25 protein-coding genes are annotated in these 24,552 nt (G+C 34.5%); 14 read left to right on the top strand and 11 right to left on the bottom strand.

Annotated features, from left to right (window positions below; genetic code table 11):
- The first annotated feature begins 1 nt into the window (after position 1).
- From QWZ06_RS24715 to QWZ06_RS24770, 12 genes are all read left to right on the top strand, one after another.
- The gene (locus QWZ06_RS24715) at positions 2–997 is read left to right on the top strand and encodes a glycosyltransferase family protein (protein WP_290301781.1); all 996 of its coding nucleotides are present in this window, start codon (positions 2–4) and stop codon (positions 995–997) included.
- Between the two features lie 32 nt (positions 998–1,029).
- On the top strand, positions 1,030–1,155 hold the full coding sequence (locus QWZ06_RS24720) for a hypothetical protein (RefSeq protein WP_290301782.1): 126 nt from the start codon (positions 1,030–1,032) through the stop codon (positions 1,153–1,155).
- Positions 1,156–1,159: 4 nt separating this feature from the next.
- On the top strand, positions 1,160–1,948 hold the full coding sequence (locus QWZ06_RS24725) for a glycosyltransferase family 2 protein (protein WP_290301783.1): 789 nt from the start codon (positions 1,160–1,162) through the stop codon (positions 1,946–1,948).
- Positions 1,949–1,958: 10 nt separating this feature from the next.
- The gene (locus QWZ06_RS24730; RefSeq protein ID WP_290301784.1) at positions 1,959–2,921 is read left to right on the top strand and encodes a glycosyltransferase family protein; all 963 of its coding nucleotides are present in this window, start codon (positions 1,959–1,961) and stop codon (positions 2,919–2,921) included.
- A 106-nt stretch (positions 2,922–3,027) separates the two neighbouring features.
- Positions 3,028–4,161, top strand: coding sequence for a hypothetical protein (locus tag QWZ06_RS24735; RefSeq protein WP_290301785.1), 1,134 nt, complete (start codon positions 3,028–3,030; stop codon positions 4,159–4,161).
- A 44-nt stretch (positions 4,162–4,205) separates the two neighbouring features.
- Positions 4,206–5,129 (top strand): glycosyltransferase family 2 protein, encoded by a 924-nt coding sequence (locus QWZ06_RS24740; RefSeq protein WP_290301786.1) that lies wholly within the window; start codon positions 4,206–4,208, stop codon positions 5,127–5,129.
- Positions 5,130–5,175: 46 nt separating this feature from the next.
- Positions 5,176–6,972 (top strand): asparagine synthase (glutamine-hydrolyzing), encoded by a 1,797-nt coding sequence (asnB, locus tag QWZ06_RS24745; protein WP_290301787.1) that lies wholly within the window; start codon positions 5,176–5,178, stop codon positions 6,970–6,972.
- A 42-nt stretch (positions 6,973–7,014) separates the two neighbouring features.
- Positions 7,015–7,833, top strand: coding sequence for an FkbM family methyltransferase (locus QWZ06_RS24750; protein ID WP_290301788.1), 819 nt, complete (start codon positions 7,015–7,017; stop codon positions 7,831–7,833).
- A 4-nt stretch (positions 7,834–7,837) separates the two neighbouring features.
- Positions 7,838–8,773 (top strand): glycosyltransferase family 2 protein, encoded by a 936-nt coding sequence (locus QWZ06_RS24755; RefSeq protein WP_290301789.1) that lies wholly within the window; start codon positions 7,838–7,840, stop codon positions 8,771–8,773.
- 1 nt (position 8,774) lies between these two features.
- Positions 8,775–9,710: a glycosyltransferase family 2 protein gene (locus QWZ06_RS24760; RefSeq protein WP_290301790.1), complete on the top strand. Its 936-nt coding sequence runs from the start codon at positions 8,775–8,777 to the stop codon at positions 9,708–9,710.
- A gap of 261 nt (positions 9,711–9,971) precedes the next feature.
- Positions 9,972–10,868, top strand: a complete 897-nt coding sequence (locus QWZ06_RS24765) for a glycosyltransferase family 2 protein (protein ID WP_290301791.1) — start codon at positions 9,972–9,974, stop codon at positions 10,866–10,868.
- A gap of 283 nt (positions 10,869–11,151) precedes the next feature.
- A complete protein-coding gene (locus QWZ06_RS24770) occupies positions 11,152–12,093 on the top strand; it encodes a glycosyltransferase family 2 protein (protein WP_290301792.1) in 942 nt (313 codons plus the stop codon).
- Between the two features lie 10 nt (positions 12,094–12,103).
- On the opposite strand, the gene QWZ06_RS24775 is transcribed toward QWZ06_RS24770, so the two are convergent.
- From QWZ06_RS24775 to QWZ06_RS24815, 9 genes are all read right to left on the bottom strand, one after another.
- The gene (locus QWZ06_RS24775) at positions 12,104–13,021 is read right to left on the bottom strand and encodes an SGNH/GDSL hydrolase family protein (RefSeq protein WP_290301793.1); all 918 of its coding nucleotides are present in this window, start codon (positions 13,019–13,021) and stop codon (positions 12,104–12,106) included.
- A 1-nt stretch (position 13,022) separates the two neighbouring features.
- Complete coding sequence (locus QWZ06_RS24780; protein WP_290301794.1) at positions 13,023–14,456, bottom strand: MBOAT family O-acyltransferase; 1,434 nt, start codon at positions 14,454–14,456, stop codon at positions 13,023–13,025.
- Between the two features lie 317 nt (positions 14,457–14,773).
- A complete protein-coding gene (locus QWZ06_RS24785) occupies positions 14,774–15,712 on the bottom strand; it encodes a hypothetical protein (RefSeq protein ID WP_290301795.1) in 939 nt (312 codons plus the stop codon).
- Between the two features lie 54 nt (positions 15,713–15,766).
- On the bottom strand, positions 15,767–17,203 hold the full coding sequence (locus QWZ06_RS24790; protein WP_290301796.1) for an MBOAT family O-acyltransferase: 1,437 nt from the start codon (positions 17,201–17,203) through the stop codon (positions 15,767–15,769).
- A 111-nt stretch (positions 17,204–17,314) separates the two neighbouring features.
- Positions 17,315–17,449 carry a hypothetical protein gene (locus tag QWZ06_RS24795; RefSeq protein WP_290301797.1) on the bottom strand — a complete coding sequence of 45 codons (135 nt, stop codon included), beginning with the start codon at positions 17,447–17,449 and terminating at the stop codon, positions 17,315–17,317.
- Positions 17,450–17,467: 18 nt separating this feature from the next.
- Positions 17,468–19,195 carry an HAD-IIIC family phosphatase gene (locus QWZ06_RS24800; protein WP_290301798.1) on the bottom strand — a complete coding sequence of 576 codons (1,728 nt, stop codon included), beginning with the start codon at positions 19,193–19,195 and terminating at the stop codon, positions 17,468–17,470.
- Between the two features lie 14 nt (positions 19,196–19,209).
- Positions 19,210–19,332, bottom strand: coding sequence for a hypothetical protein (locus QWZ06_RS24805; RefSeq protein WP_290301799.1), 123 nt, complete (start codon positions 19,330–19,332; stop codon positions 19,210–19,212).
- A 33-nt stretch (positions 19,333–19,365) separates the two neighbouring features.
- Entirely contained in the window at positions 19,366–20,388 is a 1,023-nt protein-coding gene (locus QWZ06_RS24810) for an acyltransferase family protein (RefSeq protein ID WP_290301800.1), read from the bottom strand.
- A gap of 133 nt (positions 20,389–20,521) precedes the next feature.
- A complete protein-coding gene (locus tag QWZ06_RS24815) occupies positions 20,522–21,292 on the bottom strand; it encodes a class I SAM-dependent methyltransferase (RefSeq protein WP_290301801.1) in 771 nt (256 codons plus the stop codon).
- A gap of 265 nt (positions 21,293–21,557) precedes the next feature.
- Between QWZ06_RS24815 and QWZ06_RS24820 the strand changes: the two genes are divergently transcribed.
- Both QWZ06_RS24820 and QWZ06_RS24825 read left to right on the top strand, forming a co-directional pair.
- The gene (locus QWZ06_RS24820) at positions 21,558–22,397 is read left to right on the top strand and encodes a glycosyltransferase family 2 protein (RefSeq protein WP_290301802.1); all 840 of its coding nucleotides are present in this window, start codon (positions 21,558–21,560) and stop codon (positions 22,395–22,397) included.
- Complete coding sequence (locus QWZ06_RS24825; RefSeq protein ID WP_290301803.1) at positions 22,397–23,557, top strand: glycosyltransferase; 1,161 nt, start codon at positions 22,397–22,399, stop codon at positions 23,555–23,557. Before QWZ06_RS24820 ends, QWZ06_RS24825 begins: the two co-directional genes overlap by 1 nt.
- On the opposite strand, the gene QWZ06_RS24830 is transcribed toward QWZ06_RS24825, so the two are convergent.
- Positions 23,558–24,316, bottom strand: coding sequence for an SDR family NAD(P)-dependent oxidoreductase (locus tag QWZ06_RS24830; protein ID WP_290301804.1), 759 nt, complete (start codon positions 24,314–24,316; stop codon positions 23,558–23,560).
- Positions 24,316–24,549 (bottom strand): phosphopantetheine-binding protein, encoded by a 234-nt coding sequence (locus tag QWZ06_RS24835; protein WP_160137063.1) that lies wholly within the window; start codon positions 24,547–24,549, stop codon positions 24,316–24,318. The genes QWZ06_RS24830 and QWZ06_RS24835 overlap by 1 nt, the downstream gene beginning before the upstream one ends.
- Positions 24,550–24,552: the final 3 nt, after the last annotated feature.

The raw sequence follows: 24,552 nt of genomic DNA on the forward strand, positions 1-24,552 counted from the left end.
AATGAGTAAAAAAATTCTTTTTGTTTGTTATGGAGATTCAAACTCTCCAAAAGCCTGGTCTAATGTGCCGTTCCTTTTTTCTGAAAATTTAAAAATGCAGGGATATGAACTCCTGCGTGTAGATCTATCGCCCTCACCGAAATACGAAACATTATGGAATAAATACCCGGGAAGAATTTTATCCCGATTTTTTCCAAATCATCAATATGAATTTATTAAAACTCCTATCGCAAGGATATTAGCTTATAAAAAGATCAAAAAGGTTGTAAAAAATAATCCGGATCTTTATTTTGTTATTTTGTTGACTTTCGATTTTTATAATAAGTTCAATAACACACCATCGCTACTATTTCACGATTGGAGTTATGACATGGTGATCTTAGATCGCTTAAAGAGAAAACCCTATTTCTTTGAAAAATGGTTTATCAAATATCAGCATGAAGCGTTCAACAATTCCGAATTAGTAGTTTCACTTTTTAAAGATGCACAAAAAATAATTTCTGAACGCCATGGTAAACAAGTACATCACCTCGGCAGTAATGTTGTTAATGATCTAAACTTTAATAAGCCTACTGTTCAAGAAATTTTAGATAAGAAAAAAAATTCACAACAACTGCTGCTTATTGGATCGATGAAATATTTATTAGGGGCAAGAAAGTTGGTAGAAGCAGTTAGAATTTTACAGAAAGATTTCCCCAATTTAACTTTAAATATTATTAATATTCCTAAAGACAGATTGTTGTTACAAGATACAGATCGAAATATAATTTGTTATGAATATTTGGATAAGGGAGATCCGGAACAGAATATCCAATACTATGATCTTATTACTAATGCAAAAATTTTAGTAAATCCATCCGAAATTTGGGCTGCATATTCTAGTACGATTGAATGTATGTTTTACTACACGCCTATCATTATAAAACCTTATGAAGCCTTTGCTTTAGATTATGGGGAGGAAAATGACTTCGGTATTTATCTTCAAACACTGAAGTAATTGATATTGTAGATAGTATCCGAACAATTCTTATGATGAACGATGACGAGTATACAAAACTATGCTTAAGAGCCCATGAACTGGTAAAAGATCAAACTTGGGAAAGTTATACAAAGAAAGTAATCGAATTGATGAATAATGTAGCAAATAAAAATTAATCCTTTGAAATCACTCCCTATCAGTATTTGTATTCTTTCCTGGAAAACAGGGAAAACATTGAGAAACACATTGAAATCCTATCAGAAGTATGGTCTTCTGAACATGGTTGATGATATTGTCATTCTTTTTCAGGAAGTAAGTGAATCTGACAAAAAGCTGGCAGATCAGTACAATATCAGATACATAGGACTAAAAGATAATATCGGCATCGGAAAAGGGATGAAAACATTGGCAGAAAATGCAGTTTGTGAAAATATTCTTTTTCTGGAGCATGATTTTGAGCTTATTGAAAATAAGGAAACTGCATTTTCACGTCTCAAAAGTGGACTGGAAATGCTTGACAACGGTTTTGATGTAGTTCGCTACCGAAGCAGGAATACACCTGGCTACCCTCTTATTTCAATCAGACATAAAGGAAATGAGCTCGATTACTATGATGACTGGCACGAGTGTACTTCACCTCATCTTCTGGAATCTCTGCACTGGCTTGACCCAGCCTCAGAATTCCCGGACAAGATACAAAAGCAGGGCGAATATTTTGTGACCACCTCGCGATGGGCCAACTGGACTAATAACCCATACCTTGTGAAGAAAAGCTTCTTGCTTGAGACCATTATTCCTTTCTCAGGAGAAACAGCGTCACTGGAAAGAAATATTGCCGCCTGGTGGGTAAAGCAAAACTTCAGAATCGCACAGGGAGAAGGACTTTTTAAACATAATGATCTCACCAAATATCCGAAGAAAACCATTATTCAGAAAATAATAGGGAGATTAAAAAAAATATTTAAATAACACAAGCAAGATGAAAATTCTTTTCCATGAGGATGAACTCAATTACAGAGGAACTTCCATAGCAGTATATGATTATGCAGATTTCAATGAGAGATATCTGGGAAATGAGTCTATCATTGTATACAATAAAAATTCAAAGACCAACCATCCGCTGGGTGTTGAAAAATTTGAAAAAAGATTCCGTGTACACGGCTATTCAGACTTCAGCGAAGTAGATCAGCTGATCCGTGAGCAGAATATAGACCTTTTTTATGCTATTAAAAACGGTAATATAGATGGTATAGATACTAAGGAATGTAAATCTGCAATACACAGTGTTTTCAAACATTTTGAGCCTCACGGGGATGTTTACGCCTATGTCTCCGAGTGGCTGAGCCAGGAAATGACGGGTTCAAAATATCCTTATGTTCCCCACATGGTCAATTTTGATTCCCAAACCCATGAGGATCTGAGAGCAGAATTCAATATTCCTCCAAAGGCAAAAGTATTCGGTTATTATGGCGGTCATATCAGCTTTAATATTCTTTTTGCCCAAAAGACCATTGAAAAGATTGCATCAAAATATAAGGATGTCTATTTCATTTTTATGGGTGTAGATCCGTTCATTAAAAAGAAGTGGTGGAAATCCGTTCCTTCAAACATTATATTTCTTCCGCCAAGTTCAGATATTATCATGAAGCAGAAATTCATCAATACCTGTAATGCCTTGCTTCATGCCCGTGAAAGAGGAGAAACTTTTGGAATTACCGTAGCTGAATTTGCCATCATGGGAAAACCTGTCATTGCTTTTGCCAATCCTCCGGAAAAAGCCCACATCACTCATTTACAGGATCAGGCTTATTATTATAATGACAGTAAGGAATTGCAGGATATTATTCTGGATGCAGACCTCACTTTATCCGCAAAAGAACTTTATGAAAAATTCCTACCTCATCCGGTGATGGATACTTTTAAAAAGATTTTTATTGATTAAAATATCATCTGAAAATCTGATAACAAATAATCATAAAAACGAAATTACTTTATCTATTTTAAAATCTCTTAAAATAAACAGGCTCAATCCCGCTTAGAACATGAACATGAAAACAAAAATAATTAATTACATAATAGGTTTAATATTTTCAGTCTACTACTGTGTAAGTATTGCAACCTCTTATACCCTTATTATCGTTAAAAAAAGCGGTTGGTGTTTCGGAGACTGGATCATCAACTATCAGGACGGGGGCTTCAAAAGAAGAGGTCTCTTTGGTACTCTGTTTATAGGAATCAATGAACTTACCCAAATTAATCTTGAATATATTGTATTTGCATTTGTTGCATTACTATATACTGCTATTTTTTATCTTTTGTTCAAACTCTTTTGGAATGAAAAGAACAATCTATTTGTCATCGCTTTAATTCTGCTTCCCACAGGCTTTGGTATGATGGTAAAAGATCCCAATATTGCCACACGAAAGGAAATGCTTATCTTCTTTATGTATCTTGTCTACATTCTGTGTCTGCGTTCAAAAGTCATAATCAAAGATATCACGATCACCTTCTTTATCATTATCTCCATGCTATCCCATGAAGCTACCTTCTTTTATTTACCATTTGTGGGATTAGCCTACTTTACAAAAAATGAAGGACTTCCTTCCGATAAGCTTAAAAGGATTGTGCTCTATCAGTTCCTACCAGCTCTCATCATCTTGATCTATCTTTATAAGTTTGGAGTCACCTTAAAGACAGACAATACAGTGGCATTCTTTAAAGCCCACGGATTAACGCTTGAAGAAATGGGTATTTTTGATTATAGTCCTAACTATGATGTTCTGGGATATTACAAGTCTCACCCTTACGATTATCAAACTTACGGAATAAGTATATTGTTAGGAGCATTAACGGTGTATTTATATTGCAAATTCAATAAAGTTAAAATTAATAAAATATTCCTGATTATACAGATCCTGTTTTTAATTCCATTGTTCTATATGGCAGTGGATTGGGGAAGATGGGTGAATATTTTCTTCTCACTTTTAACAATATTCCTTGCCTTGGAAGCAAAGGCTGTTCTAAGCAGAAAACAGGAAATCACTGCTGTTATATTAATTTTATTTAATCTTTCCTGGAGAATGATGTTGATCCTTCAGGGATTCTTAACTTTCTCCATGTTTGATGACCTTCTTAAACGTCTGTACTATTTTTTGTATTTTAGAATCACTAATTTGCTTTAAAATATGGGCGCTTCATCAGTCCTCAAATAATATTAAAATAAAAAATGCCTGAGATTCATATTATCATTGTTACCTATAATGCCATGAAATGGGCGGAACGGTGTTTTAACAGTTTAAGAAAATCGTCTGTTCCCATAAAATGTATCGTCATAGATAACGGATCTACAGACGGAACCCAGGAATACATAAAAACGCATTTCCCTGAAGTAGATCTCACCCAGTCTGAATCTAATCTTGGATTTGGAAAAGCCAATAATATAGGGATTGAGAAAGCTTATAAAAACGGGGCAGAGTTCTTCTATTTGATGAATCAGGATGCATGGCTGTATGAAAACAGCATGGAAAAAATGCTTGAAGTATATAATAGCCATCCCAACAAAGACGAAATTGGTATCATAAGCCCTATTCATATTGATGGCTCTGAAAAATATCTTGATATTTTCTTAGATCAGTATATTGCCAAGAACTACGAAAAAACAAGAATGATCTCTGATCTGTATTTTCAGACTTTAAAGCCTTATTACGAAATTCATTTTGTAAATGCTGCTCATTGGTTGCTGCCAAAGAAAACAATAGAAACGATAGGCGGTTTCAACCCTTACTTTTTCCATTATGGAGAAGATGATGAATATGTGAACAGGGTTCATTTTCATCAAAAGAAAGTACTGCTGGTTCCAGGGAGTAAAGTAGTTCATGATGGTGTACAGCTGCTTCACAAAATAGATTTTACCAAATACGAAGATGTCCGTATCGAGATCAACACGCTGAATCCTAGCCTTCCTAACGCTTTACAACAAGAAAAGAAGGCATTAAAACAAAGTATGTTTAAAAATCTGGTTACAGGAAATATCAGCAAGTACAAAGAATTATCTCTGAAGTATAAAAAAATAGCGCGAGATAGTGAAAAGATAAACAGCTTACGAAACCAATTGACCCAACCAGGGTCTAGTTTTCTGAATCTATCGTAAATTAGCTGTACAAAAAGTGAAAATTAATGATGAAAAATAAAATATTATGTGTGGAATAGCGGGAATTATAAGCAGTAATGCCAGAAATTACCAGGAAGAAATCCGAAAGATGACAGATTCGCTGGTGCACCGGGGCCCGGATTCTTCTCACTATGAATTTTATGATAATGCCGCACTAGGCCACCGCCGACTTTCCATTATAGATCTTTCTGACAATGGGAAGCAACCTATGTTTTCCAATACCAAAAATGAATGTATAGTTCTCAATGGTGAAATATATGGCTATCAGGACATCAAAAAACAATATGCAGAATATCCTTATCATGGAGGTTCTGATACTGAAGTCATTCTTGCCATGTATCAGAGAAAACAGGAAAACCTCATCCATGATCTTCCCGGGATGTTTGCATTTGCTATTTGGGATGAACAAAAACAACAGCTTTTCTGTGCAAGAGATCGTTTCGGAGAAAAACCTTTCTATTATGCCATCGGTAAAAACAATGAATTTATTTTTGCTTCAGAAATTAAAGCCATTTTAGCTTCAGGACTTATTCAGCCCAAAGTAAGTTCACAGGCTCTCTCCCATTATCTTCAATATGGATATGTAAGCTCTCATCAGAGTATTTATAACAACATTTATACACTTCCACCAGCCCATCAACTTGTTTGGAAAGATGGAAAATTTACGGTTTCTCGCTACTATAGCATCCCTGCAAAAGATAGAGCCATCAACCTTTCCGATGCTAAGGAAGAGTTTTTGTATCTATTGAAAAATGCGGTCAAGAAACAGCTTATCGCAGATGTAGAAGTAGGAAGTTTCCTGAGTGGAGGATTAGATTCCTCATCTGTTGTAGCATTGGTAGATGAATTTTTACCCCATCAGACTACGATCAGTTTCGGATATGATCATAAAGACAACGAACTGAAATATGCAAAGGAAATTGCAGACAAATACAAAACCAACCACATTGAAGTTCATGAGAAGAAATCTGATCTTGTGACCTCCCTTTTAAAAATATCGCCGTTCTTCGATGAGCCTTTTGCAGATGCTTCCTTTATTCCTCATTATGAAATATGCAGAGCCGCAAGAAAGAACCTTACCGTTGTATTATCTGGAGATGTAGGCGATGAATTGTTTGGAGGGTACCATTTCTATACCGTTGAAAATAAATTAAAGAAACATTTCAGCTATAAAAATATCATTGCTCAGTTTGGGTTAAAACTCTATCAGCAAATAAAACCAACTTCATTCCTTACCCGGAAAAACATGGAATTTTCATCCATTATGGATTTCCATCTGAATGATGTGAGGAACGCCTTCAATAAGAAAGAGCGTGATCTTTTAGGGGTTTCATCTGATTATCTGCAAACGTATAGCTTTACTCCCGATCCTGATTCCTTAAACGATATTATGAGAGTAGATCTGGAGAATTATGTTCCAGCTAATATGATGGTAAAATCAGATAGAATGGCGATGGCCAATTCTCTTGAAGTAAGAACACCATTTCTGGATCTGGACTTTGCAGAATTCTGCATCCAATTACCTGATCAGCTGAAGCTTAATGATAATAATGATAAAATTATCCTACGTGAAGCCATGGGTTCTTACTGGACGGAAACAATCAGAAAACGTCATAAACAAGGATTTGGTCTTGGGGTAAAAAGCTGGTTTGCTGAAGAAAACCTGATGAATTTTTCAAATGATCTGTTAAAAGACCCTAATCATAAGGTATTTAATTTTATAGACTTCAAAGCTGCTCAAAATTTCCTTGACAAGGATGAGAGACATTGGAATCTATTACAACTTGCTTTATGGGCGGATAATAACAAATCATATTTATAATTCAATAATTATTTTTAAACACAAAGCCTAAAAAAAATTCATATGCCTAACTACTTGCGATCCCTTCATAGTATCTTATTTAAAGAAACACCTATCAGCTTCATCAAAAGAAAGCTGAACATTTCCTATCTTGATAACCGTAAACTTTTCACCATTCATTATAATAACAGAAAAACCAGGATTTATCTTAATAAAAAGTTTGGTTTTGTTGATCTGTATATTTTTGAAAATGGCATCTATGAGAAGTATATTATTGATGATATAAGATCTGTTCTTACCCAAGACAAAGTATTGTTGGACATAGGAGCCAATATTGGGCAACATAGTTTACTTCTAGCTCCTTATTGTAAACAGGTCTATTCATTTGAGCCTATTCCCGATGTCTATCATGAGTTTAACGAAAGTATCAAAAAAAACAATTATACAAACATTAAGCTCTTCAATACAGCTATTGGAGGTTCTTCAGAAGTAAAGTCATTTAATTATGTTGCAGGACATGCAGGAATGAGCTCATTTATTGAAAGCAAGAATCCTGGAAAAAAATTGATCAATGTTCAGATAGAGCCTCTTAAAAAAATGATATCTGATGCTAAGTTTGATGTTGTGAAAATGGATGTTGAGGGATATGAAGCGGTTGTCATTCTGGAAAACAAAGATATCTTCCTAAAAAACAGACCTATTTTATTTATGGAATTTTGTCCGGCTGCTATTGATGAACAGGGAGAGCATACTTCTAAGGACTTGCTTCAGTTCTTTTTTGATAATCAGTTTAAAGTATACAGCAGAGTACATAAAAAAGAATTTTTTGCTATCGAACAGGAATTGTTCGTTAATGATAACTTAATTATTACTCCCCTTTAGGTTCATGAAGATCTCCGTAATTATTCCCGTATACAATGCCGAAAAATATATTTTAAAAGCTGTAGAATCTGCTTTACAGTTTGAGGAAGTTTCTGAAGTAATTTTAGTAGAAGATCAATCACCAGATAATGCACTTCAGATATGCAGCGAACTGGCTCAAAAATATAGTAAAGTAAAACTTTTCCAACATCCGGATAAAGGAAACCATGGTGCAGGAGCATCAAGAAACCTTGGTATAGAAAAAGCCACAGGTAATTTTATTGCCTTTCTTGATGCAGACGATCATTACCTTCCTAATCGATTTGATGCTGAAAAAGAGCTTTTCAAAGACTCAAAGATAGATGGGGTATTCAATGCTATTGGTACTGAATATTTAACAGAAAAAGGGAAAGAAGAGTTTCAATCTAAATTTAAAGAAATATCCCTAAGTACAGTTAATTATCCTGCCGAGGGTGAAGAAGTATTTAAAGGACTCTTAAGCCTATCAACTAAAACTTTCGGTACTTCTTTCCATCTCAATTCACTTACGATTAGAAAGATTTCTCTGGAGTCTCACCATATACGATTCAATAAGGATCTTCGTGTACATCAGGACTCAGATTTCATTATCAAACTCGCATATCATTGTTATTTAAAAACAGGAAATATCACAGAAGCTGTTGCTATGAGAGGTATTCATGACAATAACAGGATCACTAAAATTGTAAAATATTCTCCGCAATATAACCAGAGACAGTTTCTTTTATGGCAATCTCTCAATCAATGGGCGATTTCCAATCAGATTCCCACAGAACCCAGAAAAAGAATCTATTTACTTTATAAATCATTTGATCTGTCCTTAAAGAAAGGCCTTCTCAAATACTTTAATATTTTAGGAGAAGTCCTTAAAAACCCAGAAATATTAAAGACCAAATACCGTTTCACTTACTCCAATAGATAACATGAAGATTTCCGTAATTATTCCTGTATACAATGCAGAAAAATATATATCAAAAGCTGTAGAATCTACTTTACAGTTTGATGAAGTCTATGAAGTCATCTTGGTAGAAGATCAATCTCCTGATAATGCTCTTCAGGTATGTCGTGAGCTAGCCCAAAAATATGATCGGGTACAACTTTTCCAACATCCGGATAAAGGGAATCATGGTGCCGGAGCCAGTAGAAACTTGGGAATAGAAAAAGCAACCGGAGATTTTATAGCCTTTTTGGATGCAGATGATTATTTCTTACCTAATAGGTTTACTGCTGAAAAAGAACTTTTTAAAGATCCAAAAATAGACGGTGTTTTTAATGCCATTGGCACGGAATATTTAACTGAAAAAGGGAAGGAAGAGTTTATATCCAATATCAATGATAGTGAACTTTTAACTGTTAATTATGCAGCAGAAGGCAATGAAGTGTTCAGAGGCCTATTAGGACTTACTTCCAGAGTCTTTGGTTCATTTTTTACTTTAGATGCTCTTACCGTGAGAAGACATTCGCTTGAATCTAAAAAATTAAGATTTAATGAAGCTCTTCGCCTTCATCAGGATTCAGATTTTATTATTAAACTCGCCCATCAATGTCATTTAAAATCCGGCATTATAGATCTCCCGGTGGCTATGAGAGGAATGCATGATGATAACAGGATCACCAAAATAATAAAGTATTCTCCACAATATAATCAACGACAGTTTCTTTTTTGGAATTCCCTTTACGAATGGTCTACTACTCTAGCTCTTGAAACAGATGTGGCGCAGCACATCTATCTTCAGAAAAAAGCATTCGAACTTTCAGGAAAAAAAGGAGTATCAAAAACAATGGGATTGTTGGCTGCTATTTTTAAAAACCCTAATATATTAAAAACAAAGTATAGATTCACCTATTCTCATTCATAATATGTATTGGGCTTTTCTTTTCCAAAACCAGCAATAATAATTCCCACAAAAGAGGATTTTATTTTATTTTTTCACTTTAAAATGAAGAATTTTTTGACATAAATCACTGCTGTGATTACATCTATGGTGTGTGTCGGCCATTTTATAGAAAAAAACAAAATCTTAATACCTTAAAATAAAATTAAAAGCTTAAATTTCGAATTCAAAAGGTACTAATAAAACGCAATTGTAATTCTAAATTTATTGTAAAAAGGAGAAGAAATGAGGATCTCAGTAGTTATTCCCGTTTATAATGCAGAAAAGTTTGTTTCTCAGGCAGTAGACTCTGTTCTTCCGTTTGATGAAGTACACGAAATCATTCTGATTGAAGATAAGTCCCCGGACAACGCATTAAAAATATGTCACCAGCTAGCCGAAAAACATGAAAAAGTAAAACTCTACCAGCACCCGGATAAGGAAAACCATGGTGCCGGCCCAAGCAGAAACTTGGGAATAGAAAAATCAACCGGTGACTTTGTTGCCTTTCTCGATGCAGACGACTATTTCCTACCCAATAGATTCGATGCTGAAAAGGAATTATTTAAGGATCCAAAAGTCGAAGGAGTTTATGGAGCCCTTGGAGTACATTACTATTCTGAAAAAGCCAAAGAACAATACTACCAGTTATTTGGAGACAGGCTAACCACAGTCTATAAAAAATACGAACCCAAAGATGTTTTTCCGGGACAGCTTCACATGTTGGGAAGTTTTGGACTGTTTAGTATTGATACCTTAACAGTACGCAGGGAGTCTTTAATGAATAAAGTAAAACCATTATTCAAACCTCATTTAAGACTTCATGAAGACACGGAATTTCTATTTCGTCTTTCTTATTATCTCGATCTTTATCCTGGAATTCTAGATAAAGCAATAGCTATAAGAGGGGTACATGAGAATAATAGAATCACAAAAGTAGATCTACGTGTCATAAATCCTGCAGTATCAAGGGCTATACTTTGGAAAGAAGTAGATCTTTGGTCGCAGACTGAAAACGAGATTTCCGAAGATGTCAGGATTCACATTAAAAGGATGCACCGCAGCTTTGAAATTGCAAAAGCTCCTTTGCTAAAAAAATGGGGAATGATCATAAAAACTTCTTTACCGATTATCATAGCATAAGGTCTGGACTATATAATATTAATTTCAGACATTCATTAATCTCTTAAAAACTACAACCATAGATTACAACTTAAATTAAAACACAAAATCAAAAAAAGAATGCATTAAAAATTTCTGTTAAAATCATTTATTTCCTTTAATTCGGCAGAATTTTTGAATCAAAAATTAAAGAAACAATATATCTTTTTTTCCATAAAAAAATTTAGACATAAGTCTTTATAATTGATTATCTTGCAAAGCTTTTACACACACGAATGGTATAAAAAAATTAAGTTGACAAAAAATGAAAATCTCAGTAATTATTCCCGTTTACAACGCCGAAAAATATGTTTCCCAGGCGGTGGAATCTGCTTTGCAATTCGATGATGTCTATGAAATCATCCTGATTGAAGACAAATCACCTGATAATGCATTGGAGGTTTGTCAGCAGCTTGCAGAAAAGTATGCCAGGGTAAAACTTTATCAACATACTGATAAAGGAAATCATGGCGCAGGACCTACAAGGAATTTAGGAATAGAAAAATCTACCGGAGACTTTATTGCTTTTCTGGATGCGGATGATTATTTTCTTCCCAATAGATTTGATGCTGAAAGAGAACTTTTCAAAAAGCCAGAAGTAGAAGGTGTATATGGTGCACTTGGTGTTCATTATTATACTGAAAAGGCGAAACAACAATATTATTCTTTATTTGGAGACCGGCTAACTACTGTTTATAAAAGACATGAGCCTAAAGATGTTTTCCCTGGGCAAATCTATATGCTGGGCAGCTTTGGCTTATTCAGTATAGATGCTTTAACGATCCGTAAAGATTGTTTAATTAAAAAAATGGATCCTTTATTTAAAGCTAGCTTACGACTACATCAGGATACAGAATTTCTGTTTAGGCTATCTTATTACCTTAATCTATATCCCGGAATTTTAGACAAAGCTGTGGCTATACGTGGTGTACATGAAGACAACAGAATTACTCAGGTAGATTCTAAAAAAGTAAATCCGGCTACAACGCGCGTTCTTTTATGGAAAGAAGTAGATATCTGGGCAGAAAATGAACCTACTCTTCCTGAACATATAAAGCTTCATATCAAAAGAATGTACAGAAGTTTTCAGATCGCTAATGCTTCCAATTCAAAAAAATGGGGGATGATCATGAAATATCTTATAACAGACTACAAAAGCATCAGATCTGGAATTTATAACATTAATTTCAGGAATAATTTATTGTAAGTTATACCCCCTATCTCCCTCTGCTTGCAAGAATAGAATCTGCAATGCGGCCCGTAATCTTTCTACTTGATTCTTTATACAAATGGTTTCCATCCGTATAATTATATTCTGAGTAATTTTCTGAGAAGTCAAAAAACTTCACATTCTGCTTCCTTGCCATATCCTTAAGCAATTTATTAAAAGAAGGATACTTTTGATTTTCAATAGTTATGAGTCCTTTTGATGTAGGAAGACGAACCAGATAAACCTTACCTTTTGTTCTTAGATAATTAATCATTTCATTGATAGCTTTGATACGCTCCGGTGAAAGCTCTACCGTATTAGCCAGATCCTTATAAAAAAGCTCTTTTTTATTTGTTCTCACTGCTACAGAGTCTCTATGCATATTGATATTTACTTCCAGCCATCCATCTTGATGAAGAAAAGTATTGGATCGTCCCAGTTCTGCTCTTTCGGTGTAAATCTTGAACCAGCTTCGTGTATAATGCTTTAGCAGATATTCATAATTAGGAGACTGATCATAAAAAAACATATCATTCAATGGAGAGTGTTCTTCAGGGAAATCTTTTTCTTCTTTGATACTCTTATTTAGTGATAGATTCCATGGACTTACGGTCAAAATGAAAATTCCATTTTTGGTTTCAGGATCTAATTTTCTTTTTAAGGCTTTAAAGTAGATCTGTCCATAGGGTGATTCTACAATATTTAAAGAAAAATTATCAAAATTTGTGGAAAGCTTATTTTTCAATACTCCCGGAACCACTCCCTGAGAGCCACGAGAATCTCCCAATATCATATTCTGTGGTTTTTTAACCGCAAAATGCATATAATTATCATCTGTATTCCCATCTGCAAAAGAACCAAGAATGGCCAATACAATAAGTACAGCAACAAAATAAGGCACTATTTTAATTAAAAACTTCTTCATGCTAAAACTGAAAATAAATAAATTCATTATTCCCGAAGTTGGCATAACGGAGAATGATATAAATAATAACGAGATAAGAAATATGCCTTATCCATGAGCCAAATCTTTTAATTTCCAATCCGTGAAACCTCTCCCTGTTGATCCATTCTACAATTAGCATAAATCCTATCAATGCTAATACTTTTATCGGCAATGGATGTGGAATAGAAAGTAATTCACGACTAAAGATTCTTCCGATGTAATGAATCGCCTGTGTTACAGATTCTGCCCTGAAAAAAATCCAGGCGATACAGGTGATCAAAAAAGTAAGCAGCATCTGAAAACACTCCTTAAAAGAGGGTAAAAATTTTCCCTGGGCAGCAACTTCTATATTCTGACGATTTCTGTTCATGATCAGTAAAGGCATAAAATACAGAGCATTAAGTCCTCCCCAGATCATAAATGTCCAGTTTGCTCCATGCCAGAACCCCGAAACCAGGAAAATAATAAATGTATTCCTGATCTTCATCAAAATCCCGCCTTTACTTCCACCCAATGGAATGTATAAATAGTCTCTAAACCAGGAAGAAAGCGAAATATGCCACCTTCTCCAGAATTCGGCAATATCTCTGGAAAAATAAGGGAATGCAAAGTTTTTCAACAATTCAATCCCAAATAATCTTGAAACTCCCAGTGCAATATCTGAATATCCTGAGAAATCTCCGTAGATCTGAAAAGCAAACAATACAGTTCCTATCACAAGAGTTCCGGGACTTTCCGTTTGATAATTATTAAATATCTCGTTCACCAGCGGAGCACAGTTATCTGCAATAACCATTTTTTTGAAAAATCCCCATAGAATCTGCCGCATTCCATCTACAGCTTGCTCATAATTGAAAACTCTTTCCCGCTGTATCTGGGGCAAAAGATGCGTTGCCCTTTCGATAGGACCCGCTACAAGAAGAGGGAAATAACTTACAAAAACAGCATAGTCTGTAAAGCTTCTTTCTGCTTTTATTCTTTTTTTATAGACATCAATCACATAAGAGAGCCCATGAAATGTGTAAAACGAAATTCCTACAGGAAGTATAACGTTGAGTAGCCAAACATTGACCTTAAAACCAAAACCGCTAAGAAGATCTGCAAAGCTCTCCACAAAGAAATTATAATATTTAAAGAATCCTAGAAAGCCTAGATTGATAGCAATACTTAAAGTAAGCCAGAATTTAGCTTCCCGATTCGTCTTACTGTTCTCAATTTTAATTCCTGATAAATAATCCAATCCGATAGAAAACATTAGCAAAAAAAGGAATCTCCAATCCCAACAGGCATAAAAATAAAAGCTGGCCAATAACAGCAACCTGTTCTGTTCCTGAAATTTTCTATTGAAAACAAACCAATAAAGACAAAATACTATTGGTAAAAAAATAAGAAATCCTATTGAATTGAATAACATAGTAATTAGAAGATATGGATTATAACAATTCTCTGAAACCGATTGTTTCTACTTTCATATGATTCTTTTTACAAAAAAATACAAATATTAAGTCTTTCTCCGATGGAATACTCTTTATTAATGGGGGAATATTTATTATTTCAATCATTGTAAGTGTTTTAGGTTACACGATTTGTTTTCTGATCTTAATTACTCTCCTGACACTTTCAGTAAATTCTGAAATTAAATTTACAATTCTTATTACTAAAACCTTATATATTATCTTTTTTTTCTAAAAATAATCTACTTTCAACCGCTTAAAATAACCTCGGCATTATTCAATGAGATAAAACATTCCTTGCTACAACTCCCGAAAAAGCTTCCACAGATTTTTTATCCAAATGAACCTCATCCAGCCACTGGTAGCTATTCTCCAATTTATTATAATTGATATAGGAGACTTTTGTTTTCAAGGCAACAGCTTCCATACGGTTATCAAAATCCGGAAATGCTTTTTCTTCTATTGAATAAGGTGCTTTATTAACAGGCATTCTTATGACCATCACCTTTCCGTGTTGCTTAAGAAACTCAATTGTTTTTTCAAGATAAAGAATTCTATTTTCAGACACTTTCAATCCGTCAATCCTTTCCTGAAATTTTATCATATTCTTTTTGTTGGACATCTCCTGCTTTTCCGGTGCAACCTTTTTTATGATTTTCAAATCATATTTTCCGTTGTCCAGGATCGTAGAAACTCCCACTACGTTTTTAGGAGGTAGTATTTTTTTATTGAGCTCATTGGTAATGGATGGATCGTAACTTTCAAACAGATATTCGATATTGGGACTGATAGCCACCATAGAAGTCTTTGCAACGCTTTTATCATTTTCAATATAAAATTCCGGACTATCCGGTTTCTTTTTGTCAACCATTAAAGCTGTAGGCTCAACTGTTACAATAAAAACACCATCCTTTGTTTCTGGCTTTATTTTTTTCTCAATAGACTCCAGATATTTAGGTCCATAAGGGGAATGTGCCCACGTAAAGGAATAATTATATATAGCCGTATTGGGATATTTTGGATGTAAAATACGATCCATGATGAAAGGATCCATCAACGCAGCTCTGGAACTCCCCAATATAAAAGAGTTCTGCTGAGGAGATGTAAACCTCTTATAAAAATCATCAGTATTATGTGTTAAAAAATAGACGGCATATCCTAATACCAACAAAGGTAGTATAGAAAACATCGCCAATCTTAAAAGTGATTTCTTCATAATTCAAATTATGCCGGAGCTTACTAAGTTCTTCCTATTATTTCCGTTAATCTGCTAAAACATAGCATACATAAACCCTTTAGGAGCAATATAAAACAGAAAAACTAAAAACACCAATATATAATAAAAGCCCCATCGTAAAACAATGTTTCTCTTTACAAAAATCTCTTTAATGGCATATTCTTTATCCCGGTTCCCCCATTCCAGCAATACCATAAATACCATTACCAATATAACTTCTTTTTGGATTGGAAAATTGGGCAACTGGAAAAATGATAATGAGAAAATTCCCTGATAATATTTCGCAGCCATTTCCATATCTTTTGAAAAGAAAAGAATCATTAATAGAGTAAAAAGAACAAACGTTACCGGAATATTCTTTATTTCGTCTTTTGTTGGAATGAAGTTGTTAGATGTTTTCACCTTTTTATTCATTTTCCCACTCAAAATCAATGGAATAAACATGATTCCGCTTACCAACCCGTGAACAATATAATGCCATTCTGCCCCATGCCAGAAGCCCACCACCAGAAAATTAATAATGATGGCCATAATCAATCCATATTTATCATAATCTCTGAAATGAATAGATAAAGGAGTGAAAACGTATTCAGTAAGCCAGGAGGTTAAAGAAATATGCCATCTTCTCCAATAATCAGCCACATTTTGAGCAAACAATGGATAATTAAAGTTAGGCTGAATTTTAATCCCTAACAGCTTGGAAATCCCTATTGCCATATCTGTATATCCTGAGAAATCTGAATACAACTGGATAAAATATAATATTGCCCCAACGAATAAAGCACTTCCATTTAAGGTATGATAAGACTCAAATAGCGGAGAGGTAATTCCTGCAATATTATCTGCTACTACCAGCTTCTTGAAAAGCCCCCATAAAATTTGTTTCAATCCATCTGTAAATTGAGGGGAAGAAAATTCTCTTTTTATTTTCAGATTCTTCAAAAATGGGGTAGCTCGGTCGATTGGCCCGGCAATAATACATGGAAAAAAGGCAATAAAAACCGCATAATCCAACAGAGATGGAATTTCCTTCAATTTATTATTTCTGATATCCAACAAATAGCTTATCATTCTAAACGAATAGAAACTGATCCCTATCGGAAGGATAATTTTCAATACTCCTAATTGATTTTCAACTCCAAAAAGATGCAGGAAATCATTGAAGTTCTCAATGAAAAAATTAAAATATTTAAAATATAAAAGCTGAATCAGGACAATAAAAACCCCTGACCTCAGCCACCATACTTTAGAGGTATCTTTTGAAGCAGATTTTATTTTATTTCCAACAAAATAGGTAACCCCTGTTGTAGCCATCAATAAAAATAAAAACTCCCAGCTCCAACTGCTATAAAAGACATAGCTTCCCACAAGCAGAATGATATTTTGGATCTTTGAGGTTTTCCCGCTTAGATAATAAATAAAATAAAGCGCAATAAAGAATAATATAAAGCTGTATGAATTAAGAAGCATACAACAGTTGTTATTTAGAAGTTATAGAGTCTATCATTTCACCTACATCATTCCAGCTTCTGATTTCCGATGAAGTAAAACGGATTCCAAAGCCTTTTTCTACCGCTACAATTAACTGAATATGAGAAAGTGAATCCCATTCTTCAATATCTTCTGCTGTAGTTCTGGAGTCAATACAATTTCATTATTGTCTAATTCATCACGGAAAATATCAGTCAGTTTAATTAAAATTTCATCCTTGTTCATAATAGTTTGTAATATGTTTTATAGTTTATGATTTATATATACTTGTTTGTTTTCGTATTTCTCTACATCCAGTACCCATCGTTCATCTTTTTCAGTGAAACCCAGTCCTTCATAATGGTTCATCACCATTTGGTTTTTAGCCGTTGGAATAAACTCTCCTTCTACATATTTATATCCATTTTTACGGGCTGTATCTATGATTGTATTTAAAGTAAAGTCTTCCATTCCTCTTTTCAGAACACGGCAGCTCATTAGCCATGTATCTATGAAGAGCGTTTCCTGATCTTTCTTTTCAAGAACAATTACACAGATCAGTCCATTATCACCATACTTATCTTCAAGAGTAAAAGAAATGGTATAATGAGTATCTGAATTCATCAATTCTTCAACATCCTGTTCTGTATACCGTACTGTTCTCAGATTAAACTGATTAGAACGTTGTGTCAATTGTGAAACCCTCGGTTTTGAAAAATTGTTGAATGCCTGAACATCAGAAACCATATGAAGACTCTTTAGAAAATCTTCAACGTTGGTGAATCGCTCTACATCAACAGCCCTTTGAGCTTCTACCTGATACTGTTTCGTTCTTTCAGTATCATTTTCTGAAAAGCTTGCTGTTTCGAAAAGATTTAAGCTGTAAAGGTATTCCAGATATTCTGCCGGATCTTCCGGAAGTTCCGGAACACAAACCTCAGGCAGGTTTTCTCTTACAATATTCCTTTCAAACGGATTATCATCCAGGAACACCATAGAATCTAATCCTATATTCAAAATTCCCTGAATTTTCCTGATGTTATCCGCCTTATTCTCCCAATTGGCTACAAAAACAGCAATATCTTCAAGCTTTAGAACCATATCAGGGTGTTTCTCGAAAGGTTCTTTGGCTTTATCTTCATCATTTTTACTGCAGACCGCAAGGATTATTCCTCTTTGCTGAAGCGCCTTCACCCAATATTGAAATTCTGTAAATGCTTTTCCGATCCCAAAACTTCCGATCTGTATTTTTTCAAGACCATCATCACCAATAATCCCACCCCAGGTAGTATTATCCAGATCAAGAATCAGACATTTCTTAAATTTTCCTTCCAGTGATGAAATAATTCCGGTAATATGATGAGCTACAATAGGTAGTATATCAAGAGACAGCACCATTTCCGTATTCACATAGATATTAGGAGAAAACATAAAATCTCTTCCCCATTTATTCTGAATGGAAACCAGATCAGCAATAAAAAAATTATCATTTTTAAAAGCAATTTCTGCCGAAAGAAGATAATTAAGTTTATTCTGCTGGAAAACGAATGAAGATTCTACCTTATTGGAAAAGTTTCCAAAAACCTGATTATTGATCGATGGAAAATTACAGTAGATTACCCTGCTTTTGCTTCGTTCCTGTATCGTTTGATATAACTCTGTCACATAAGCAAGCTTATTTTCTGCAAAACAAACCTGTGGATCATATGATTTGTAATATTGAGCCAACAACTTATGCGAGGATTCAAAAATAATCGTATAATGAGCATTGAACTCATAGTATTCAGATGTTGGATCCAGAATCTGGCGGGAGATCTGACCGAAATCAGCCTCAAAAATATCAAACTCAAAACCTTCGCCTATTGCTGTTCCTTTTAAAGCAACATTCAGGAATTGAGTTGCCGTATCACCCAACAGGGCAATCTTTATTTTTTTTAATTCTTTGGAATCTTTACGAAGTTCTTTTTTAAGCTCCGAAAATGTTTTATACATAAATATTCTTTTTATTAAAACATCAATGTATCCTCTTCTTCAGCTGAAAGCCCTTTTTTATAATATTCGTAACAAGTAAATTTCTGTATCAGATCATCATCTGAAATATAGGTATTGGGAACAATTTTCATTTCCATAATTGTGTTGCTTTGCTACAAAAATAAAGATTTTTATCTGATATTCACCTTTTTCAGATAATCTCTTAATGGCTTTTCAATACATTGATAAAACAAAATAGAAGTCAGGATAACAACGATTATATAAATCCCGAATACAGTGTCAATGGAAAAATTATATTTACCTACCACTTCTCTCAGAATGTAAAGAACAGGAATATGGGTAATATATACAGCATAGCTAGCCTCCCCAAGATATTCCAGAGGTTTCAAAGAAAATACCTTCGTCAAAACTCCGTTATTTTTAGAGATTAAAACAATGAGCGGAATAAAAAGTAATGCCATCAATCCGTTATGATAAAACCATGGAAGAAAAATCAATGACAATAATATGAGCCCGAAGATAATAATTACCGGTACATCATAATTCTTCTGACCTGAGTTCTTCACAAAAAATAATCCTGCAAGATTCCCAACCAGGAATTCATTAATATGCATCAGTGGAAAGTAGTACAATAACTCGTGGCTTTCTGTATGTGGCCCTTTATAATAAGAAGAATCTACATAAAGGCTGCAAAATACCTGGGTCATGATCCAGATAATAACCGTTACTACCCAAATACTTTTATTTCCTTTGGAATAAAAATAATTATACAGTAAAGGAAACAACAGGTAAAATAGAAATTCTACCGAAATAGACCACCCGGGAAAATTCAGGATCATCGCCTCACCGGGAATCCAGCTCTGAAGTCCAAACAAATACAAAAAACCTTTATAGATACTGAAATTGGAATATCGGGTTACCAAATACAACAAAAGTCCCAATACATACAAAGGGTAGATTCTGGCGAACCGATTTCTATAGTAATCAAAATATTCGATTCTATTTTTTTTGTGATAAGCCACAATCATAATAAAACCTGAAAGAATGAAGAAGTAGCTCACTCCTACATTAGCTTTCAGGAATATATTGGATATATAATTAATTTTATATAAAAACAGATCTTTATTGAAATGGGAAATAACAATCGCCATAGCCGCAAGAAATCTGGTAAATGTAATCTGGCTTATTTTCATAAAAACCGCTTAAACAACTGTACTATACATTTTATATGCACATTTTTTCATCCAGAAATCTTCAACTAAAGAGCTAATATTATTTTCATTGAAATGCATTAGAAAAGAGATCAATAATTATCTTTCTAAAAAACTATTTAATGAAAACACCAATGTATTTTCCTTCGTATTCTACTACCGTAGTCTCTATATTATTCTTTTCACAGAAATCCTGATAAGCAGAATTATCACCAATATCATCACTGATGAAAACACCTCCTTTTCTTAAATGGCTGTAAAGCTCATCATAAGCCCACATTCTTCCATTATAACTCTTGTCAGAGTCATAGTGAAGAACGTCAAACGTAGCACTTTCAGAAAAGATCTTTGGTAAGGATTCTCTATCTGCAAAACGGAATAATTTCCAATTGCCTTTAAGAGTCTCAGGGACTACATATCCTACATATTGGTCTCCATCCTGAGCAAGATATGGCATGTCTGAACTATACAGTGTTCCGTTTCTTTTTACCAGAGATAAAAGGGAAGCCAATGAAGACCATCCATATGCAACTCCTGTTTCCACAACATGCTGAGCATTAGCAAACTCACATGCATAATAGATCAGCTCCAAAGCACCAGGCCCACCCATTTTCACGGGACAATCCTTTTCTCTTTGTGCTGCTGTAGCCAAAATATCTTGATAATCATTACGAAAAGCATCTATTTCAAGTCCAAACAACTTTAAAACTGCTTCTTTCTGTGATACTGCTCTTCCAGCTGCCCAGGAATTGGTCTTTTCCTTTCCCTTAAAGGCATTGCCTCTGTTAACAGTATTTTTAATAATTTTCCGGCCCAGTTCCGGATAAAGGTCGGGTCTTTTCAGATATCCGATAAATGTTTTGAGAACTCTTGTTATTTCACTCACTGTGTTGCCTTTAATAAAGCAAAAATAAAGATTTTTTTTTCATTTATATAAAAACAGATTATATTTGTGTAACCCAAGTGAAAAAAAAGCATTGCCTCTATCCCTATTATGAAAAATGCCAGTTTGTCATCAGAATTTCATTTTTCAATGAACAATTTTCTTTCCGTATATTTCCTGAAGTATTCGTCTGCAATACCTGATAAAAATGCAAAGTACTGTAATTATCAGACAGGAATAAATGATCAACACTCATTATAAAAACAATATGAAGTTTTCCGTACTTATTGCTCATTACAATAATGCCGCGTTGTTTAGGGACTGTTACGATTCCCTTACAAAACAAACCTACCCAGATTGGGAAGCTGTTGTAGTAGATGATGCATCTTCAGAAAATGAAAGAGAACAAGTAAAAGCTCTTATTGCAGGAGATGAAAGATTCAAGTTTTTTGAAAATGAAAAAAACAGCGGTGTCGGTGTTACCAAAAGCAGACTTATAGAATTGGCTACCGGAGAAATCTGTGGTTTTGTAGACCCTGATGATGCCATACTTCCTACAGCTATCGAAAAGGCAATACAGATTTTTAAAAATAAAAAAAAAGTAGTCCTTACTTATTCCCGTTTTATGGGATGTGACAAGGATCTGAAACCTATTACCCCTTTTAAATCTGCCATGCAGGTAAGGAATGGGGACCCTTATTTCTTTAATTATCCCAATCAGATCAATCATTTTGTAACGTTCAGAAAGGATGTTTATGAAAAAACAGAAAAGATGAATACGGAATTAAGGATTGCAGAAGATCAGGATCTGTACCTCAAAATGTATGAAAAAGGTGATGTTTATTTTATAGAGGATACCAATTATCTTTACAGAGCCCATTCCGGAGGTATTTCTCAAAACGACAACAAAGGAAAATCGTATGATTACTTTGCTCAGGTTGTTTTGGCAACTATGAAGAGAAGAAACCTCACCAGCATCAATGGGAAAAAGATTCCGGAAAAATACACCACTCATCAGGAGATTTTCGCATTGTTGGAATATCAGCATGGAATTTGGTACAGGATAAAGAAAAATATAGTCATTACATTACAAAAACTTTTCAGATAATGTCAGAAAACAAAAAAATACAGGTTCTTTTCAGACACCGTTCTATGGAAATGGGAGGAGTAGAAAAAGTAATATTAAGTATGCTTAACAATCTTAATCCTGATAAGTTTGACATTACGGTTTGCCTCAACCTGAATCAGGGTGAACTGAAGGATGAATTTCCAAAGCATGTAAAAAAAGTGTATCTAACGGAAGGAAAAGAAAGCTTCTCTCAAAATCCTCTTGTTCATAAGCTTCAGCTTGTTCGCCGAAGACTAAAACTTTCAAAGGCATTAAAAGACCATACAGTATCGGATCATATTCTGGGAAATAAAAAATTTGATATCGAGATTGCTCCCACCTATGCCGCCTTCTCATCGGTTATCAATTCCAGCAATCACGCTTCCAAAAAAATAGGATGGTTTCATTCCGAAATCAATATCCCTGGAATGAAGCCTTTGGTTCCGGATATTCTTAAAAACTTTCCACAGTTTGACCACATGATCTATTGTTCTCAAAAGATCAAAGACATTATGCACCTATCTTATCCGGATCTGCAATATCCGGCAGAAAGTGTAGTCATTAATGCGATTCCTATTGAGGAAATCAAAAAGAAAGCAGAAGAAAAAATACAAGATTTTCCACAAGGGCCGGTTTTTGTTTCCGTAGGTCGTCTTCACACCAGAAAAGGGTATCATAAACTTATCGATGCTCACAAAAAACTGATTGATGATGGATTTAAGCACAGTATTGTGATTGTTGGTAACGGTGAAGAGATGAAAAACCTGACAGAACAAATTCAGGCTAATAACGTACAGAATACCTTTATGCTATTGGGCAATAGGATGAATCCTTATCCTTACATAAAGAATGCAGATTACTTCATTCTTTCCTCCGAATCAGAGGCGTGGCCGCTAGTAGTGGCAGAAGCATTGATCCTTCAGACTCCTATTATCGCTACGGATACCGGAGATGTAGGAGTAATGATAAGAGATAAAGAAACCGGATACCTCATCAATTATGACACGAATGAAATGTATGAAGCCATGAAAACATTTCTGACAGATACTGAACTTATCGCTCATATCAGAAAAAACCTGGAAACCATAGAAGATCAATTTGATAATCAGAAGATTTTCAACACCGTTGAAGAGATCATCGAAAATCTTTATCAAAAATAATTACTGAGCAGAGTACCCGCCGTCTACTACCAAATTAGAACCTGTGATCCATCTTGCAGCATCAGAAAGCAGGAAGATACAAGCATTCGCCACATCTTCGGGTTTTCCGATTCCAAGTGGATGCTTTTTAAGGATTTCCTCAGCAGCAGCTTCCCCAATATTTTCAAACATTTTTTCCAAGATTGGAGTATTGACCATGGCAGGGCTGATACTATTTACCCGTATATTGCTTCTGGAAAGTTCCATAGCCATAGAACGTGCTCCTGAAATAACAGCTCCTTTACTGGAAGAATAAGCAGCTTTCCCAATTTCTCCCACCATACCTGCTACGGAAGAAATAAATACAAAACTAGCTGTTTCGGTCTTGTATTTTTTAAGGGATAAAATCTTGGCAATTTCAAATCCGGCAATAACATTCACGGCAAAAATATCGTGATATAGCTGCGGGGTATGTTTTTTAAGCGGCAATGTCTTTTCAACACCTGCACAGTGAATAAAGCCTGAGACCTTACCCAATACCGAAACTTTTTCAGCGATCAGCTCTTCAAGGTTCTCACACTGAGCAATATCAGCAATGATAGTTTCTACTTGAGTATCCTGAGCCAGCATAGAGACTGTTTTCTGTAGCTCTTCTTCATTCCTTGCAATAAGGATGAGATTTGCCCCACTCTTGCTGCATTCTACAGAACAGCTTCTCCCGATCCCGGAAGAAGCCCCTGTAATAAGAATAATTTTATCTTTTAATGAAAACTGATTCATTAATCTTCAAAGTTTTCTTTACCAATAAGATCTCTTAGATCTGAAACCGTTTCAATGTCTTTAAAATGTTTTGTATCAACTTTTTTATTGAAATTTTCGTCTACAAAAGCGATAACGGAAAGTAAGCTGATAGAGTCATAGCTTTCTAATGCTTTCAGATTCGTATCTAATGTAAGCGTTTCATCTTCTTCTAATTCTTCTTGTAATTTTTCCAAAAAAACGGATGTCTTCATATA

Origin of the sequence: Chryseobacterium tructae (assembly GCF_030409875.1) — a bacterium.
Taxonomy (GTDB): Bacteria; Bacteroidota; Bacteroidia; order Flavobacteriales; family Weeksellaceae; genus Chryseobacterium; species Chryseobacterium tructae.

Excerpts from the sequence above, each read along its gene's own strand:
- QWZ06_RS24730 (WP_290301784.1), top strand. The coding sequence starts at position 1,959 with ATGAAAATTCTTTTCCATGAGGATGAACTCAATTACAGAGGAACTTCC.
- QWZ06_RS24820 (WP_290301802.1), top strand. The coding sequence starts at position 21,558 with ATGAAGTTTTCCGTACTTATTGCTCATTACAATAATGCCGCGTTGTTT.
- QWZ06_RS24795 (WP_290301797.1), bottom strand. The coding sequence starts at position 17,449 with ATGAACAAGGATGAAATTTTAATTAAACTGACTGATATTTTCCGTGAT.
- QWZ06_RS24740 (WP_290301786.1), top strand. The coding sequence starts at position 4,206 with ATGCCTGAGATTCATATTATCATTGTTACCTATAATGCCATGAAATGG.
- QWZ06_RS24775 (WP_290301793.1), bottom strand. The coding sequence starts at position 13,021 with ATGAAGAAGTTTTTAATTAAAATAGTGCCTTATTTTGTTGCTGTACTT.
- QWZ06_RS24720 (WP_290301782.1), top strand. The coding sequence starts at position 1,030 with ATGATGAACGATGACGAGTATACAAAACTATGCTTAAGAGCCCATGAA.
- QWZ06_RS24770 (WP_290301792.1), top strand. The coding sequence starts at position 11,152 with ATGAAAATCTCAGTAATTATTCCCGTTTACAACGCCGAAAAATATGTT.
- QWZ06_RS24760 (WP_290301790.1), top strand. The coding sequence starts at position 8,775 with ATGAAGATTTCCGTAATTATTCCTGTATACAATGCAGAAAAATATATA.
- QWZ06_RS24785 (WP_290301795.1), bottom strand. The coding sequence starts at position 15,712 with ATGAAGAAATCACTTTTAAGATTGGCGATGTTTTCTATACTACCTTTG.
- QWZ06_RS24830 (WP_290301804.1), bottom strand. The coding sequence starts at position 24,316 with ATGAATCAGTTTTCATTAAAAGATAAAATTATTCTTATTACAGGGGCT.
- QWZ06_RS24765 (WP_290301791.1), top strand. The coding sequence starts at position 9,972 with ATGAGGATCTCAGTAGTTATTCCCGTTTATAATGCAGAAAAGTTTGTT.
- QWZ06_RS24780 (WP_290301794.1), bottom strand. The coding sequence starts at position 14,456 with ATGTTATTCAATTCAATAGGATTTCTTATTTTTTTACCAATAGTATTT.
- QWZ06_RS24810 (WP_290301800.1), bottom strand. The coding sequence starts at position 20,388 with ATGAAAATAAGCCAGATTACATTTACCAGATTTCTTGCGGCTATGGCG.
- QWZ06_RS24755 (WP_290301789.1), top strand. The coding sequence starts at position 7,838 with ATGAAGATCTCCGTAATTATTCCCGTATACAATGCCGAAAAATATATT.
- asnB (WP_290301787.1), top strand. The coding sequence starts at position 5,176 with ATGTGTGGAATAGCGGGAATTATAAGCAGTAATGCCAGAAATTACCAG.
- QWZ06_RS24825 (WP_290301803.1), top strand. The coding sequence starts at position 22,397 with ATGTCAGAAAACAAAAAAATACAGGTTCTTTTCAGACACCGTTCTATG.
- QWZ06_RS24835 (WP_160137063.1), bottom strand. The coding sequence starts at position 24,549 with ATGAAGACATCCGTTTTTTTGGAAAAATTACAAGAAGAATTAGAAGAA.
- QWZ06_RS24750 (WP_290301788.1), top strand. The coding sequence starts at position 7,015 with ATGCCTAACTACTTGCGATCCCTTCATAGTATCTTATTTAAAGAAACA.
- QWZ06_RS24800 (WP_290301798.1), bottom strand. The coding sequence starts at position 19,195 with ATGTATAAAACATTTTCGGAGCTTAAAAAAGAACTTCGTAAAGATTCC.
- QWZ06_RS24790 (WP_290301796.1), bottom strand. The coding sequence starts at position 17,203 with ATGCTTCTTAATTCATACAGCTTTATATTATTCTTTATTGCGCTTTAT.
- QWZ06_RS24735 (WP_290301785.1), top strand. The coding sequence starts at position 3,028 with ATGAAAACAAAAATAATTAATTACATAATAGGTTTAATATTTTCAGTC.
- QWZ06_RS24715 (WP_290301781.1), top strand. The coding sequence starts at position 2 with ATGAGTAAAAAAATTCTTTTTGTTTGTTATGGAGATTCAAACTCTCCA.
- QWZ06_RS24805 (WP_290301799.1), bottom strand. The coding sequence starts at position 19,332 with ATGGAAATGAAAATTGTTCCCAATACCTATATTTCAGATGATGATCTG.